Source organism: Ruegeria aquimaris (assembly GCF_025751555.1).
Taxonomy (GTDB): Bacteria; Pseudomonadota; Alphaproteobacteria; order Rhodobacterales; family Rhodobacteraceae; genus Ruegeria_B; species Ruegeria_B aquimaris.
In genome coordinates this window covers 1-14,800 of sequence record NZ_JAOWLB010000021.1, presented here as the reverse complement: position 1 = coordinate 14,800, position 14,800 = coordinate 1, and the positions used below count along the sequence as shown (strand labels likewise).

The 14,800-nt window shown below is 63.8% G+C and carries 11 protein-coding genes and 1 tRNA gene; 4 read left to right on the top strand and 8 right to left on the bottom strand.

All coding sequences use genetic code 11. From position 1 onward, the window contains the following. Positions 1–13: 13 nt before the first annotated feature. Both queG and fzlA read right to left on the bottom strand, forming a co-directional pair. Positions 14–1,045: a tRNA epoxyqueuosine(34) reductase QueG gene (gene queG / locus OE747_RS20470; protein ID WP_263830328.1), complete on the bottom strand. Its 1,032-nt coding sequence runs from the start codon at positions 1,043–1,045 to the stop codon at positions 14–16. 72 nt (positions 1,046–1,117) lie between these two features. Beyond that, on the bottom strand, positions 1,118–1,783 hold the full coding sequence (fzlA, locus tag OE747_RS20465) for an FtsZ-binding protein FzlA (protein WP_263830327.1): 666 nt from the start codon (positions 1,781–1,783) through the stop codon (positions 1,118–1,120). A 182-nt stretch (positions 1,784–1,965) separates the two neighbouring features. Between fzlA and OE747_RS20460 the strand changes: the two genes are divergently transcribed. Beyond that, positions 1,966–2,451 carry a GNAT family N-acetyltransferase gene (locus OE747_RS20460; RefSeq protein ID WP_263830326.1) on the top strand — a complete coding sequence of 162 codons (486 nt, stop codon included), beginning with the start codon at positions 1,966–1,968 and terminating at the stop codon, positions 2,449–2,451. A gap of 9 nt (positions 2,452–2,460) precedes the next feature. Here OE747_RS20460 and mtgA read toward each other — a convergent pair whose 3' ends face one another. From mtgA to OE747_RS20435, 5 genes are all read right to left on the bottom strand, one after another. Further along, on the bottom strand, positions 2,461–3,189 hold the full coding sequence (gene mtgA, locus OE747_RS20455) for a monofunctional biosynthetic peptidoglycan transglycosylase (RefSeq protein ID WP_263830325.1): 729 nt from the start codon (positions 3,187–3,189) through the stop codon (positions 2,461–2,463). A gap of 53 nt (positions 3,190–3,242) precedes the next feature. Then, positions 3,243–4,187, bottom strand: a complete 945-nt coding sequence (locus OE747_RS20450; protein ID WP_263830324.1) for a Hint domain-containing protein — start codon at positions 4,185–4,187, stop codon at positions 3,243–3,245. A 191-nt stretch (positions 4,188–4,378) separates the two neighbouring features. Continuing rightward, entirely contained in the window at positions 4,379–8,911 is a 4,533-nt protein-coding gene (gene gltB, locus OE747_RS20445; RefSeq protein ID WP_263830323.1) for a glutamate synthase large subunit, read from the bottom strand. Beyond that, positions 8,908–9,345, bottom strand: a complete 438-nt coding sequence (locus OE747_RS20440; protein WP_263830322.1) for a GFA family protein — start codon at positions 9,343–9,345, stop codon at positions 8,908–8,910. The genes gltB and OE747_RS20440 overlap by 4 nt, the downstream gene beginning before the upstream one ends. A 54-nt stretch (positions 9,346–9,399) precedes the next feature. Continuing rightward, a complete protein-coding gene (locus OE747_RS20435) occupies positions 9,400–10,833 on the bottom strand; it encodes an NAD(P)-dependent oxidoreductase (RefSeq protein ID WP_263830392.1) in 1,434 nt (477 codons plus the stop codon). Positions 10,834–11,061: 228 nt separating this feature from the next. Between OE747_RS20435 and OE747_RS20430 the strand changes: the two genes are divergently transcribed. Further along, positions 11,062–11,865 (top strand): undecaprenyl-diphosphate phosphatase, encoded by an 804-nt coding sequence (locus OE747_RS20430; protein WP_263830321.1) that lies wholly within the window; start codon positions 11,062–11,064, stop codon positions 11,863–11,865. Here OE747_RS20430 and OE747_RS20425 read toward each other — a convergent pair. Further along, on the bottom strand, positions 11,862–12,845 hold the full coding sequence (locus tag OE747_RS20425) for a complex I NDUFA9 subunit family protein (protein WP_263830320.1): 984 nt from the start codon (positions 12,843–12,845) through the stop codon (positions 11,862–11,864). The genes OE747_RS20430 and OE747_RS20425 overlap by 4 nt on opposite strands. Before the next feature lie 223 nt (positions 12,846–13,068). On the opposite strand from OE747_RS20425, the gene OE747_RS20420 reads away from it, so the two are divergent. Together OE747_RS20420 and OE747_RS24605 are read left to right on the top strand one after the other, a co-directional pair. Next, a tRNA-Leu gene (locus OE747_RS20420) sits at positions 13,069–13,155 on the top strand. 211 nt (positions 13,156–13,366) lie between these two features. After that, on the top strand, positions 13,367–14,800 hold a 1,434-nt coding region (locus OE747_RS24605), incomplete at its 3' end, for a calcium-binding protein (protein ID WP_404818344.1).

Genomic DNA, 14,800 nt, shown 5'->3' with positions numbered 1-14,800 from the left:
CTGTTTGCGGCACTTATCCCAGCTTCTCGACCGCCCAGGCTGCGGCATCGGCCACCGTGGCATCGGCATCCCCCACCAACCGCGCGGCCACCGCCCGCAACTCGGGCAGGCCCGAATTGCCAATGGCATAAAGGACATTGCGCACAAACCGGTCCCGCCCGATCCGCTTGATCGGCGAACCTGAGAACATGGCGCGGAACCCGGCATCGTCCAGCCCCGCCAGCTCGGCCAGGCGCGGCGCGGTCAGGTCCTCGCGCGCCGCATAGCGCAGGTCGCTCGCCGCCACCGCGAACTTGTTCCACGGACAGGCCGCAAGGCAGTCATCGCAGCCATAGATCCGGTTGCCCAGCTTGCCGCGCAACTCCGGGTCCACCGGCCCCTTGTGTTCGATCGTCAGGTAAGAGATGCAGCGCCGCGCATCCAGCCGGTAGGGCGCCGGAAAGGCATCGGTCGGGCAAGCCGTCAGACAGGCGGTGCAGGATCCGCAATTGTCCCGCTCAGGCGCATCCACCGGCAGATCCAGCGTGGTGAACACCGACCCCAGAAAGGCCCAGTTGCCCCAATCCCGGCTCACCAGGTTGGTATGCTTGCCCTGCCAACCCAGTCCCGCCGCCTGCCCCAACGGCTTTTCCGGCACCGGCGCGGTATCGACAAACACCTTCACCTCACCCCCCGCCTCACCAATCAGCCAGCGGGCCAGCCGTTTCAGGCGCTTCTTGACCAGGTCGTGGTAATCCTTGCCCCGCGCATAGACCGAGATTGCCCCCCGGTCGGGTTGGCCCACCACCGCCATCGGATCCGCGTCCGGGGCATAGCTCTCGGCCAGCATGATCACCGACCGCGCCTCGGGCCAGAGCGCCGCCGGATTGCCGCGCCACTCCATGCGCTCGGCCATCCAGCCCATCTGCCCGTGATACCCGGCCCCGACAAAGGCGGCCAGCCTTTCTGGCACCTCCGGCACATCCCCGGGGCGGCAGATACGGCAGGCCACGAACCCTTCCTCCAGGGCGCGCGCGACCAGCCTCTCCTTCAACTCCCGGCCCATGCTTCTTTCTGGTCCAAAATACTCCGGGGGAGTCGCGCCTTGGCGCGACGGGGGCAGCGCCCCCAAACCCGGTCAGAAATCGAGATCGGCGTAATGCGGCGGCGGCCGGAACCCGGGCACCTGATCGGCAAGGATCGACCGGAACGAGGGCCGCGACTTGATCTTGGCATACCAGTCCTTGACCACCTGACTCCGGTTCCAGTCCACGTCCGAGATATAGTCGAGCGAGGACAGATGCGCGGCGGCGGCAAAATCGGCCAGCGTCATCTGGTCCCCCGCCAGCCAGCGGCGGTGATCCAGCAGCCAGGCCATGTAATCCAGGTGATACTTGATCGCCCGCGCCCCGTCCTTGACGTTTCGGCTGTCGGGATAGCCCTTGCCGGTGACCTTCTTGTTCACCCGTTCATAGAGCAGCTTAGACGTCACCTCGTTGTGGAACTTGTCGTCAAACCAGTTGACCAGCCGCCGCACCTCGTAGCGCCCATCGGTATCCTTGGGCATCAGCGCCGGATCCGGGCGGGTTTCCTCGATATATTCGCAGATGGCGGCGCTTTCGGCCAACATGCGCCCGTCCAGCTTCAGCACCGGCACCTTACCCGCCGGATTGCGGCGCAGGAAATCCGGGTCGGCCTCCCAATACCGCTCCTCGACCAGTTCGACCTCGACCTTCTTTTCCGCCAGCGACAGGCGGACCTTGCGGCAGAACGGCGAAAGGGGAACGTGAAACAGGCGCGCCATGGTGATCCGGATGATTTCAATTCTTGCATGTCAGCAATAGCCCCGCCAGCACGGCAAGTGCAAGTTCCCACGCGCATGGCGGGCAAGCCGCCGCCGGTTCGCGACACGCAATCGTGACGCCCCACCGCTTGACCGCGCCGCGCCGCAGGCGCAGACCCGGCCAAACAGGACAGTCCCGGACCATGCCAGAACACCATCAACCCGATATCAGCTTTGCCCGGCTCGGCCAGATCGACCCGGCCGTAATTCTGGCCCATATGTCCGATCCCCGCGTCGCGACCCATATGCCTCTGCTCACCGAACCCTGGACGCCCGAGATCTGCGCCGGATTTGTCGCGGCCAAGGAAGCCTGCTGGCAGCGCGACGGTCTCGGTCACTGGGCCTTTCTCAACCACGGCGACTATGTCGGCTGGGGCGGGTTCCAGAAAGAGGGCGAGGAATGGGATTTCGGCCTGGTGTTGAAGCCCGACGTGTTTGGGCTGGGATTGCCGATTGCGAAAAAGGCCCTCGCCCATGCAATGGCAGACGACCGCATCCCTTTCGTGACCTTTCTCCTGCCGCCCTCTCGTCGGCATCTGGGTGCCCTGAAACGCCTGGGCGCGACACAGCTTGCCGACATCGACTATGATGGCGTGCGGTTCCTGAAATTCCGGCTCGAAACCGCCTAGGGGCCGCCCCTATTCGAAACAGGCCGCGCGCCCGTCGGCCGCGATGGTCGCGGCCCCGTCCATGATCCCCGCCGCCCGCTTGCGCAGTCTGGCCGACGGATTCGCGGCCGACCGCTCGCGCGGATTGGGCAGCACGGCGGCGATCCGCGCCGCCTGCTGCGGGCTCAGCTTGTCGGGTTCCACCCCGAAATAGTGGCGCGAGGCCGCCGCGACCCCGAACACGCCCTCGCCCATCTCGGCCACGTTCAGATAGACCTCGACGATGCGGCGTTTCGACCAGACCAGTTCGACCAGCGGCGTGATCCCGGTCTCCAGCGCCTTGCGGACCCAGCTGCGCCCCTGCCAGAGGAACACATTCTTGACCACCTGCTGCGACAGGGTCGAGGCGCCGCGTCCGCCGCCCTCGTCAATCGCTGCCCGAATCGCTTCGACGTCAAAACCCCAATGCAGGCAGAAATTGGCGTCCTCGGCCGCCACCACCGACCGCGCCATCACCGGGGCGATATCCTCCAGCGGCATCCAGTCGCGCTCCACCGCGCCCAGCCGCCGGTACTCGCTCCAGATCGTGTGGGTGATCGGCGGATTGATCAGCGTGAACAGCACCACTAGCGCCACAAGCAAGGCAGCACCACCCACAAGAATCCGACCAACCCAGCGCATGACCCATTTCACGGGTTGCACCCTGTTATCGGCCTTGCGGGCCTTTTTCTTTCTGGAATTCGCAGTCCGCTTGGCCATAACCGCTTTCTAGCGCAGTTCTGTGCCGATCTGAACGGGCAAAGCCATCCGGCTCAGGCTGCCGACAGAAATTGTGCTTCGGCCGATTTCGCAACCCGGCGGGCGGTTTGCCATCCCGCGTCTGAAGTGATTGGGAGATCCCGGAACATGTTCGACTCCGCGTCGTCAGCATCCAAATCCCCGATGTCTTCGAACGCGCCGGGAAAATAACTTTCCGATGGGATGCCCTCGGAAAACACGATTTCGTGCCGCGCGAACAGCAGGTGATAATAGGTGACCTTGTGGCGCGGCACGATTCGTATCGTGCCACCATTCACCAGCAATCTCGCCGGAACAAACACCTCGCTTTCGCCGCAGGCCAGTTCGGCCTGCCACCCGGTGATCAGCATCCGGTGCTGCTGGCTGACATAGAGGTCGCGAAAATTGCCCAGGACACCGGCGGCAAACAGCACCGGCGCCAGGGCGCCGTCGCCCCGGACGGTTGTCTGCGCCAGTTGCACCAGCGGCTGGAACCCGCTGTCCAGTGTCCGCACCAGATCGCCCGGGCGCAGGGTTTCGACCGGGATCGGGCCACTTTCGATCTCGATCAAGGTGCCCGCCGCGAAACAGGCAAAGCCGGGAAACCAGTTGGTCGTGGTCGTATCCAGCGTTTCAATGGTCAGCTGGGTATTGCCGTTCTGCAAATCCGGCAGATCGTCGAAATCGGCATTCATGTCCAGGGCAACGGTCATGTGTCTGCCGTTACCCAGATCTATTCGGATGAACGAGGCTCTTTGCCCCGGATCCCCGCGCACGTTGCCGACACCCAGATACTGGTAACTCAGCAATGTCAGCCCGCCGTCAAACGAAACATATTCGCCCGACAACGGGTCGTTCAGCTGTGTGTCGACATCGACAAAGGTCAGAACGCTTGTCGAGTTGTTGACGATGTTGATCGTTCCGCCATCCACGAACGGGTCACCGTTCACGTTCTGCGCGGTCAACGTGATGTTTGCCATCTCTGCCCTGCCCGGTTTCCGGGTCCGTATAGGGCGCGCCATCACGCGCGCCTGCCTCAGATCCAGATTTCGGTAAAATTGGGGCGGAAATGTGGCGCCCTGCCCAAAATGTTAACCATGATGCCCAAGACAGCAAAACGACCGGAGTGTTTGAACACCCCGGTCGCATGTCAGCGGGCCGTTTCCCGAGCTTACTCGGCGGGCATGGCCAGCGTATCGAGCGTCAGCGGATAGGCCAGCTTGTTCAGCATCTCCTTGGGGCAAACCTGAAGGAAATTCGCCTTTTCGCTGTCCCAGTGTTGCAGGATGTCGGCGGCCTTGCGGCTGCGGGTCTCTTCCGCATGACGCTCGATAAGGCCCTTCAGCTGTGCCTCCCAGTGGTCCACCGTCACCGGGCAGGTGACCAGCGTTTCCATGTTCATCAGCGCCTGCGCCTTGCCTTCGGGATCATAGAGATAGGCCATGCCCCCGGTCATCCCGGCACCAAAGTTGGCGCCGATACCACCCAGAATCACCGCCACGCCCCCGGTCATGTACTCGCACCCGTTCGACCCACAGCCCTCGACCACCACCTTGGCGCCCGAGTTGCGCACGGCGAACCGCTCGCCCGCCCGGCCTGCGGCGAAGAGATACCCATCGGTCGCCCCGTAGAGCACGGTGTTGCCGATGATCGTGTTCTCATCCGCCTTCAGCGGGCTGACCTGCGGCTGGCGCACCACGATGGTGCCGCCGGACAGACCCTTGCCGACATAGTCATTGGCATCGCCCGACACTTCCAGCTTCAGGCCGGGCGCGGCAAAGGCGCCCAGCGACTGACCGGCCGAACCGCGCAGCTTGATATGCAGGTGGTCGCCTTGCAGATCGTTGCGCATGCCGAACCGCTTCACGATATGGCTCGACACCCGCGTGCCCACCGTCCGGTGCGTGTTCTGCACCGAATAGCTCAGCTGCATCTTCTCGCCCTCCTCCAGGAACCGCGCGGCATCGCGCACGATCTCGGCATCCAGCGTGTCGGGCACCACGTTGCGCGGTTTGCTGCGGTCATAGACGATGTTCTGTGCCCCATCGACGGTGATCAGCAGCGGGTTCAGGTCCAGATCGTCCAGATGCGCCGAGCCGCGCGACACCTGCGCCAAAAGGTCGGCGCGACCGATCACCTCGTCCAGCGACCGCGCGCCGATGCTGGCCAGGATCTCGCGCACTTCCTGCGCATAGAAGGTGATCAGGTTCACCACCTTTTCGGCATTGCCGGTGAACTTGGCGCGCAAGGATTCGTCCTGGGTACAGACACCCACCGGGCAGGTGTTCGACTGGCACTGACGCACCATGATACAGCCCATCGCGATCAGCGCGGCGGTGCCGATACCGTATTCCTCGGCTCCCATCATCGCCGCCATGACGATGTCACGGCCCGTGCGCAGCCCGCCATCGGTGCGCAGCGTCACCCGGTCACGCAGGTTGTTCATCGCCAGAACCTGATGCGCCTCGGTCAGGCCCATCTCCCATGGCAGACCCGCGTATTTGATCGAGGTCGCCGGGCTGGCCCCGGTGCCGCCATTATGGCCCGAGATCAGGATGATATCCGCCTTGGCCTTGGCCACCCCGGCGGCAATGGTGCCCACGCCCGAAGACGCCACCAGCTTCACCGTCACCTTGGCGCGCGGGTTGATCTGTTTCAGGTCATAGATCAGCTGCGCCAGATCCTCGATGGAATAGATATCGTGGTGCGGTGGCGGGCTGATCAGCGTCACGCCCTTGGTCGAATGGCGCAGACGCGCGATCAGGTCGGTGACCTTCATGCCGGGCAGCTGGCCACCCTCGCCGGGCTTGGCGCCCTGCGCCACCTTGATCTCCAGTTCCTCGCAATGGTTGAGGTATTCGGCGGTCACACCGAACCGGCCCGAGGCCACCTGCTTGATCTTGGCGGACGGGTTGTCGCCGTTGGACTCGGGCACGAAATGCGCCGGATCCTCGCCGCCCTCACCGCTGTCGGACTTGGCGCCGATGCGGTTCATCGCCACGTTCAGCGTCTTGTGCGCCTCGGGGCTGAGCGCACCCAGCGACATGCCCGGCGTCACAAACCGCTTGCGGATCGAGGTGATGCTTTCCACCTCTTCGATCGGCACCGGCTTGCCCAAGGGCTTGATGTCGAGAAGATCGCGCAGGTGGATCGGCGGATTGCTCTGCATCTTGGCCGAATACTGCTTCCACAACTCGTAAGAGGCACGGTTGCAGGCCATCTGCATCATGTGCATCGTGGTCGCTTCCCAGGCATGGGTCTCGCCCGATTTGCGCGCCTTGTAGAACCCGCCGATGGGCAGCACATCCAGCCCGCTGTCCCAGCCACGCGCGTGGATCTCCTCGGCCTTAGCCTGAATCCCCTTGATGCCGATGCCCGAAATCCGGCTGGTCATGCCGGGGAAATACTCGGCCACCATGGCGCGGCTCAGACCGACGGCCTCGAAGTTCAGACCGCCGCGATAGGAGGACACGACCGAGATGCCCATCTTGGCCATGATCTTCAGCAGGCCCTGATCAATCGCCTCGCGATACCGCGCGATGTTCTCGGTCAGCGTACCGTCCAGCAGGCCGCGCTGGATACGGTCGGCAATCGAATCCTCGGCCAGATAGGCGTTGACCACGGTCGCACCGCAGCCGATCAGCACCGCGAAATAATGCGGGTCGATACATTCCGCCGACCGCACGTTCAGCGAGCAGAAGGTCCTCAGCCCCTTGCGCGTCAGGTGGCTGTGCACCGCGCTGGTGGCCAGGATCATCGGCATCGCCACCTTGCCCGGCCCCGACAGATGATCGGTCAGCAGCAGGTGCCCGGCACCCGAACGCACCGCCTCCTCGGCCTCGGCGCGGATGCGCGCCAGTGCGGCGCCCAGCCCGGCCGATCCCTGCTCGAAACTACAGTCGATCTCGACCAGCGGCGCGTTGAAGTTCTTCTTCAGCGTCTCCCACTGGGCGTTGCCGACAAACGGGCTCTCGGCCACGATGATCTCGGTCTGGCTGCTGTCCTCGTCCAGCACGTTCTTGAGGTTGCCGAACCGCGTCTTCAGGCTCATCACCCGGTATTCGCGCAAGCTGTCGATGGGTGGGTTGGTCACCTGGCTGAAGTTCTGGCGGAAGAAATGGCTCAGCGGACGGTACTGTTTCGACAGCACCGCGGCGGGCGTGTCATCGCCCATCGAGGCCAGCGCCTCCTTGCCATCCTCGGCCATGGGCGCAAGGATCTGCTCCAGTTCCTCGATGGTGTAGCCGGCCGCGATCTGCCGCTTGCGCAGTTCGGCGCCGGTGAACAGAGGCTTCTCCTCGACATCGCCAAGCTGGTCTTCGAGATTGTTGATCTTGCCGACCCAGTCACCAAACGGGCGCGAGCCGGCCAGTTTGTCCTTCAACGCGCGGTCGTGGTACAGCTTGCCCTCGGCCATATCGACGGCGATCATCTGCCCCGGACCCAGCGCGCCCTTTTCCACCACGGTTGCCTCGTCGGTGGGCACCATGCCCGCCTCGGACCCCGCGATCAGCAACCCGTCGCCGGTCACCACATAGCGCATCGGGCGCAGACCGTTGCGGTCCAGCCCGCCACAGACCCAGCGGCCATCGGTCATCGCCAGCGCGGCGGGGCCGTCCCAGGGTTCGATCACCGAGTTGCAATAGGAATACATGTCGACCCAGGCCTGCGGCAGTTCCACCGCCTGCTTGGACCAGCTTTCGGGCACCAGCATCGTCTTGGCCATAGGTGCGTTGCGCCCGGCGCGCACCAGCACCTCGAACACCGCATCCAGCGCCGCCGAGTCCGAAGACCCGCCCGGCACGATCGGCTTGATATCCTCGGCCATCTCGCCGAAATACGAGCTCGCCATGCGGATCTCGTGGCTCTTCATCCAGTTCAGGTTGCCCTTCAGCGTGTTGATCTCGCCGTTATGGGCCAGCATGCGGAACGGCTGCGCCAGCCACCACTGCGGAAAGGTGTTGGTGGAATAGCGCTGGTGATAGATCGCGAACGAGGATTCGAACCGCTCGTCCATCAGGTCGGGATAGAATACCGCCACCTGCTCGGCCAGCATCATCCCCTTGTAGATGATCGACCGGCAACTCAGCGAGGCGAGGTACAGGCCCGAGATCCCGGCGGCAATCGCCGCCTTCTCGATACGACGACGGATGACATAGAGCTCGCGCTCGAATGTCTCTTCGTCCACCCCCTTGGAGTTCGAGATCAGGATCTGCTCGATCTCGGGGCGGGTGGCGTTGGCCTTGTCGCCCAGACAGGTCACATCCACCGGCACATGGCGCCAGCCATAGATGTAGTAGCCCATCCGCAGCACTTCGGACTCGACGATGGTCCGGCACCGCTCCTGTGCGCCGAAATCGGTGCGCGGCAGAAACACCTGGCCAACGGCGACCAGCTGGTCCAGGCGCGGCTCATGCCCGGTGCGGCGGATCTGGTCATAAAAGAACGGAACCGGGATCTGCACATGGATGCCCGCGCCATCGCCGGTCTTGCCATCGGCATCCACCGCGCCCCGGTGCCACACGGCCTTGAGCGCGTTGATCCCGGCCTCGACCACCTTGCGGCTTTTCTTGCCGTTGACCGAAACAACCAGACCAACCCCGCACGAGGAATGCTCCTCCTCCTCGGAATAAAGCCCGTTCTCGGCCATCCACTTGCGCTTGGCTTCTTCGGCCCGCACCCAATCGGCATCGTATTTGGTCATTGGCTGTCTCCTTGATCAGGCAGGGCATACATGGCTTCGACCTCTGCTTGGGTCATCTGCCGACGTTCACCTGCGAACGCGTATCCCTCGGGCTTCTTGTCGATATAAAGTTCAAGTTTCAGGGCGCTGCCGCCCGCATTTTCAAACAGGCCAGCCGCCATCTGGGTCTGGCCATGCATCTGTCCCTCGGCCGTGATCCGGTACCACAGGGCCGAGCCGCATGTGCCGCAGAACGCCCGCTCGGCCCAATCCGACGAGCGATAGACCTCGACCGGTCCCAGCGCCGCGTAACCCGGCTCCACCGGAAAGCTGACATAGGCGCTGCTGGTCCAGCGGCGGCACATGTCACAGTGACAGGCGCCCAGCGCCGCACGGGCCGGGGTGGCGGTGACCGTCACCGCGCCGCACATGCATTCTCCGTGAAGTTCCGTCATCGCGGGCCTCGCTCCCGATTGTGAAAGGGGGTCTTCGATTGCAGGACCGGCACCTTACTCCGCCGCTAGGGCGGTCTTGGCGCCAAACCCTTCCAGGATCGCCTCGGCACAGTCGCGTCCGTCACGGATCGCCCAGACCACCAGGCTGGCACCGCGCACGATGTCGCCCACCGCATAGACGCCCTCCATCTCGGTGGCGCCGGTGCGGAACGCGGCCTTGACCGTGCCCCAGCGGGTGACCGGCAGGTCGGGCTGACCGAACAGGGTGGGCAGGTCCTCGGGCTCGAACCCAAGCGCCTTGATCACCAGATCGGCCTCTTCGACGTAATCGGCGCCCTCGATCACCTCGGGCGACTGGCGGCCGCTGGCATCGGGCTGGCCCAGGCGCATCTTCTGCACCATCACGCCTGTGACCTTGTCATCGCCGGTGAACCCCTTGGGCGCCGACAGCCATTCAAAGACCACGCCTTCCTCCTCGGCGTTCTGGGTCTCGCGCTGGCTGCCCGGCATGTTGGCCCGGTCCCGACGATAGAGGCATTTGACGCTGACAGCCCCCTGACGGATCGCGGTGCGCACACAATCCATCGCGGTGTCGCCACCGCCGATAACCACCACCCTCTTGCCATCGGCATTCAGCCGACCATTGTCGAAATCGGCAACCGCATCGCCAAAGCTCTTGCGGTTCGAGGCCGCCAGATAGTCGATCGCCTTTTCAATGCCGCCCAGACCGCTGCCCGGCAGCGACAGGTCGCGCGACTTGTAGACGCCGGTTGCGATGATCACCGCGTCATGGGCGGCACGGATCTCGGCGAAGTTGGCCGCGTCCACATCGCAGTTCAGCTCGAACCGTACCCCGCCATCGGCCAGCAGCCGGTTGCGGCGCTCGACCACGTCCTTTTCCAATTTGAAGCCCGGAATGCCGTACATCAGCAGGCCCCCGGCCCGGTCGTACCGGTCATAGACCGTCACCTGGACACCGGCCTGACGCAGCATGTCGGCTGCGGCCAGCCCACCGGGGCCCGCCCCGATGATGCCCACGCTTTCGCTGCGCTCCGTCACCGGCGAGGCAGGCTTGACCCAGCCCATGTCCCAGGCGGTATCGGTGATGTATTTCTCGACCGCGCCGATGGTCACGGTACCGTGACCCGACTGCTCGATCACGCAATTGCCTTCGCACAGACGGTCCTGCGGGCAGATACGGCCACAGATCTCGGGAAAGGTATTGGTGGCCTGGCTGGTCTGATACGCCTCTTCCAGCCGCCCGGTCGCGGTCAGACGCAGCCAGTCGGGGATGTTGTTGTGCAACGGGCAATGCGACTGACAATAAGGCACGCCGCACTGGCTGCACCGGCTCGCCTGCTCGGCGGCCTTGGCTGCGGCATACTCGGCATAGATCTCGTGAAAATCCTCCTTGCGCGCAGCGGCTGCACGCTTTTCCGGCATGTCACGTTCGATCTGCACGAATTTCAGCATCGGTTGCTTGGCCACGGGGGTGAACTCCACGAATTTCCTGTTGCGCGATTTGGTATATGAGGGCCGAACGGATTAAAAGTCAATTATGCTGACCTATTTTACCTTTCTGGCAAAAAAATCTCGACCCATGCTGCAATTTTCCAAAATTTTAGGTACCATATCGGACCTAAATGGCAACTTCCCTTTTCTCAAGGGCCAGTTATACCCGGCAAGCAACCTGTTTCGCGCGGAAATCCAACACCCATGCCCCTCCTCCAACTGATTCTCGTGGCGCTCATCCAGGGTATTACCGAGTTCCTGCCGGTCTCCTCCTCGGGCCACCTGATTCTGCTGCCACACCTCACCGGTATGCAGGATCAGGGTCAGACTATCGACGTCGCGGTTCACGTCGGCACGCTCTGCGCCGTGGTCCTCTATTTCTGGGCCGATGTGCGCGAGGCTCTGTCCGGCCTGCCCCGCGCGCTGACGGGCAAGACCGACACGCCGGGCGCAAGGCTGGCCATGGGGCTGATCGTGGCGACGAGTCCCACCGTGATCGCGGGTGCCATCCTGCATTTCACCGGGTTCAGCGACGCCTTGCGCTCGGTCGCCGTGATCGGCTGGACGATGCTGGGCTTTGGTCTGGTATTGTGGTGGGCGGATCGCACCGGCCCGCAACTCAAGCACACGGCCGACTGGGGTTTCCGCGACGCGCTGGTCATGGGGCTGTGGCAGGTACTGGCGCTGATCCCCGGAACCTCGCGCTCCGGCATCACCATCACCGGCGCCCGGCGGCTGGGATATGCGCGCGGCGATGCTGCCCGCATCTCGATGCTGATGTCGATCCCGACAATCATCGCCTCGGGCGTGCTCTTGGGGACCGAAGTGGCGGTTACCGCCGATGCTCAGGCTGCGCGCGACGGCGCCATCGCCGCCGCATTCGCCTTTGTCTCTGCCCTGCTCGCGCTCAGCCTGATGATGCGCCTCTTGCGCTCGGTCAGCTTCACGCCCTACGTGATCTACCGCATGGCGCTGGGGCTGGTGCTGCTGGCGATCGCCTATACCTAGGCGCGCAGGTTCCGGGCCGAGGCCTGGATGTCGTCGTACTGGCCATTGGGGCGGAACTTCCACAGATAGCTGGGCAGAACCGCTTCCATCGTCTCGGGCACGATGCCCAGATCCGCAAACCCCTTGGCGCCCTCGCTCACCACATTGTCGCGACGCAGGTTCTTCAGCTGATCGCGCGTCAGGATGTTGTTCGGGAACAGCTGAAAACTGACGAATTTCGCCAGATCCAGCATCCCGGCCATGATCCGCGCGGCAAGAAACGGCAGCCCGACGATGATCCGCTTACGATGGATCACACCCAGCATCCGCTGCATCAACGCGCGGAAGGTTTCGACATCCGGCCCGCCCAGCTCGTACACACCCGGCTCGGCCTGACCCAGCGCGCCCTTGACCGCCGCCCGCGCCACGTCATCGACATAGACCGGCTGGAACCGTGTATCGGCGCCGACGATGGCCAGCACCGGCCCGAACCGAGTCATGCCCGCAAACCGGTTAAAGAACTGATCTTCGGATCCGAAGATCACCGACGGCCGCAGGATCACCGCATCCGGCCGGTGCCGCAGCACGCCCGCCTCGCCCTCGGCCTTGCTGCGCGCATAAGCGCTGTCACTGTCGGCATCGGCCCCGATGGCCGAGACATGAACCACGCGTGCGACGCCCTGTTCTGCCGCCAGCCGCGCGACCCGCTCCGCGCCCTCGGCCTGCACCGCCTCGAACCCGTTCTTGCCCATCTCGTTCAGCACGCCGACACAGTTGATCACCGCATCCGCCCCGCGCATCGCCTGCGCCACCGAGTGATCGTCACGGATATTGCACAGCACCGGCTCGACCTGGCCCACCGCGCCATAAGGCTTCACATGCATCGCCTCGTTCGGCCGACGCACCGCAACGCGCACGCGCCACCCCTCTTTTGCCATGCGCCGCGCGATATAGCGCCCGACAAAACCCGATCCTCCATAGATCGTGACCAGTTTCGACATGAGAAGGCTCCTGCTGACTTTGGGTCTTGATCCGATCTACCCCCGCACGGGCGGGCAAACAAGGCGCAATAGTGCCGCGCACGCCCGCCAAGCCCCCTGTTTCCCCCACAAATCACCGCCCCAAGAACGCCGCCGCCCCTCCACGACAAAAAACTTTCACACCAGCCGCAAAATCCGGTTGACGCCCCCCGCGCCGCGGCTTAAACGGCGCCTCACGACACCTGCCCAGGTGGCGGAATTGGTAGACGCGCTGGCTTCAGGTGCCAGTGACCGCAAGGTCGTGGAGGTTCGAGTCCTCTCCTGGGCACCATGACAAGCCCCTAGGATCCTGATCCTGGGGGCTTTTCTGTCTCTGACCCACCCGCGCCCCCGCATCGGGACCCGGCAGATGATGACGCAACGGCAACCGCAAAAATCAGACTTGCGCGCGCCGCGGACCCTCATCTAATTCTTTCCTTATTCATATTCGTTTTCAAACCCTTGGGCTTTTTCCAAGGGTCATTTTGGTGGAGTAATAGAACGTGACTATTCAATACAACGGCTTGATTGACGACCTGACAGACAACCCGTTTCGCCATGCCATCGCCGCAGGAAACAAGCTCTTCGTCTTCAATGACAGCCTGATCAACGGCATGGGCCAGGATTCGACATTCCGTGTCTATGACAACACCGGCACTCTCCTGATCGAGGAACAGCGCCTGACCGATGCCTCCGCCGATGAACTCTCCGGATGGTCCTTTATGGGCATCGCCCTGCCCTATACCACCACCGTGCGTCATGTGCAGGTGCATGCCGATGGCGGCTTTACCCTGCATTACGAGGGCCACAGCCCGATCGTTCAGCGCGACACGCCCAGCGCCAATCCGAAATTCGTCGCCCAGCGCAGCTTTGCCGCCGATGGCACGCCGCAGCCCTCGGAACCCGGCAAGATTTATCTCGACCCCGACGGCCCCAACACCAACAGCATCGTGGATCTGCCCAGTGGCCAGATCGCCGAGGTCTGGTTCGGCATGCAGGGCGCCAATCCCGAGGCGCTGCACCTGACCCTGAACACCGGCACGGCCGAGGCCATCGCCATCGACATCACCCCAACGGGCGAGCCGTATCTCGGTTTTCTCGGGGTCAAGGTATCCTCGGCCAAACTGGTGGTGTCCGGCAGCACGCTGCACCTGATCTATCAGGATGTGCAAAGCGGCGACGTGTTTTCCCGGGTCTTTGGCATGGACGGCACCGAGCTTCGGCCGCAGATCAATCTGGGCGGAACCGACAACGCCACCCTGACCCGTCCCGCGGCGGATACCGTCAATGCCGCCGTGCTGAATGACGGTCGCGTTGTCGTCACCTGGTCGAATCAGCGCGACGGTGTGGATGCCGACCCGGAACTGTTCCAGGCGATCCTGTCGGCCGCTGGCACGGTTGTCCGCGCACCAGAGCTGGTCAATACCGACCTGCACGATGGCGGCCAGTATGACGGGCTGGTATTCCCGCTGTCGGATGGCGGCTATGCCATCGTCTATCACACCATCGGCGGCACCCCCTACCGGCAAGAGGCGCTGCTGCGCCAGTTCGATGCCAGCGGCAATCCCGTCACCGCCTCGGTCGCCTTCGAAGGCGACACGCCGAACCAATCCCTGAACGCCCATTTCGCGGCCATTTTCCCGAACGGATTTGGCTACATGCTGGATGGCTTCGGCGACGAGTTCACCATTCGTATCGAAGGTCTGGGAGAGCCATCCGACTCGGGCCTCGTGCTGACAGGAACGCCCGAGGCCGACATCCTGACCGGTGCGGCGGGCGCGGACACCATCACCGGCCTCGACGGCAACGACCGGCTCTTGGGCGAGGGCGGCGATGACAGTATGGATGGTGGTCTGGGCGCCGACACGCTCAACGGTGGCGATGGCGATGACATCCTCATCGGCGGCCCGGGCGAGGGCGACCTGCGCGACGTGATC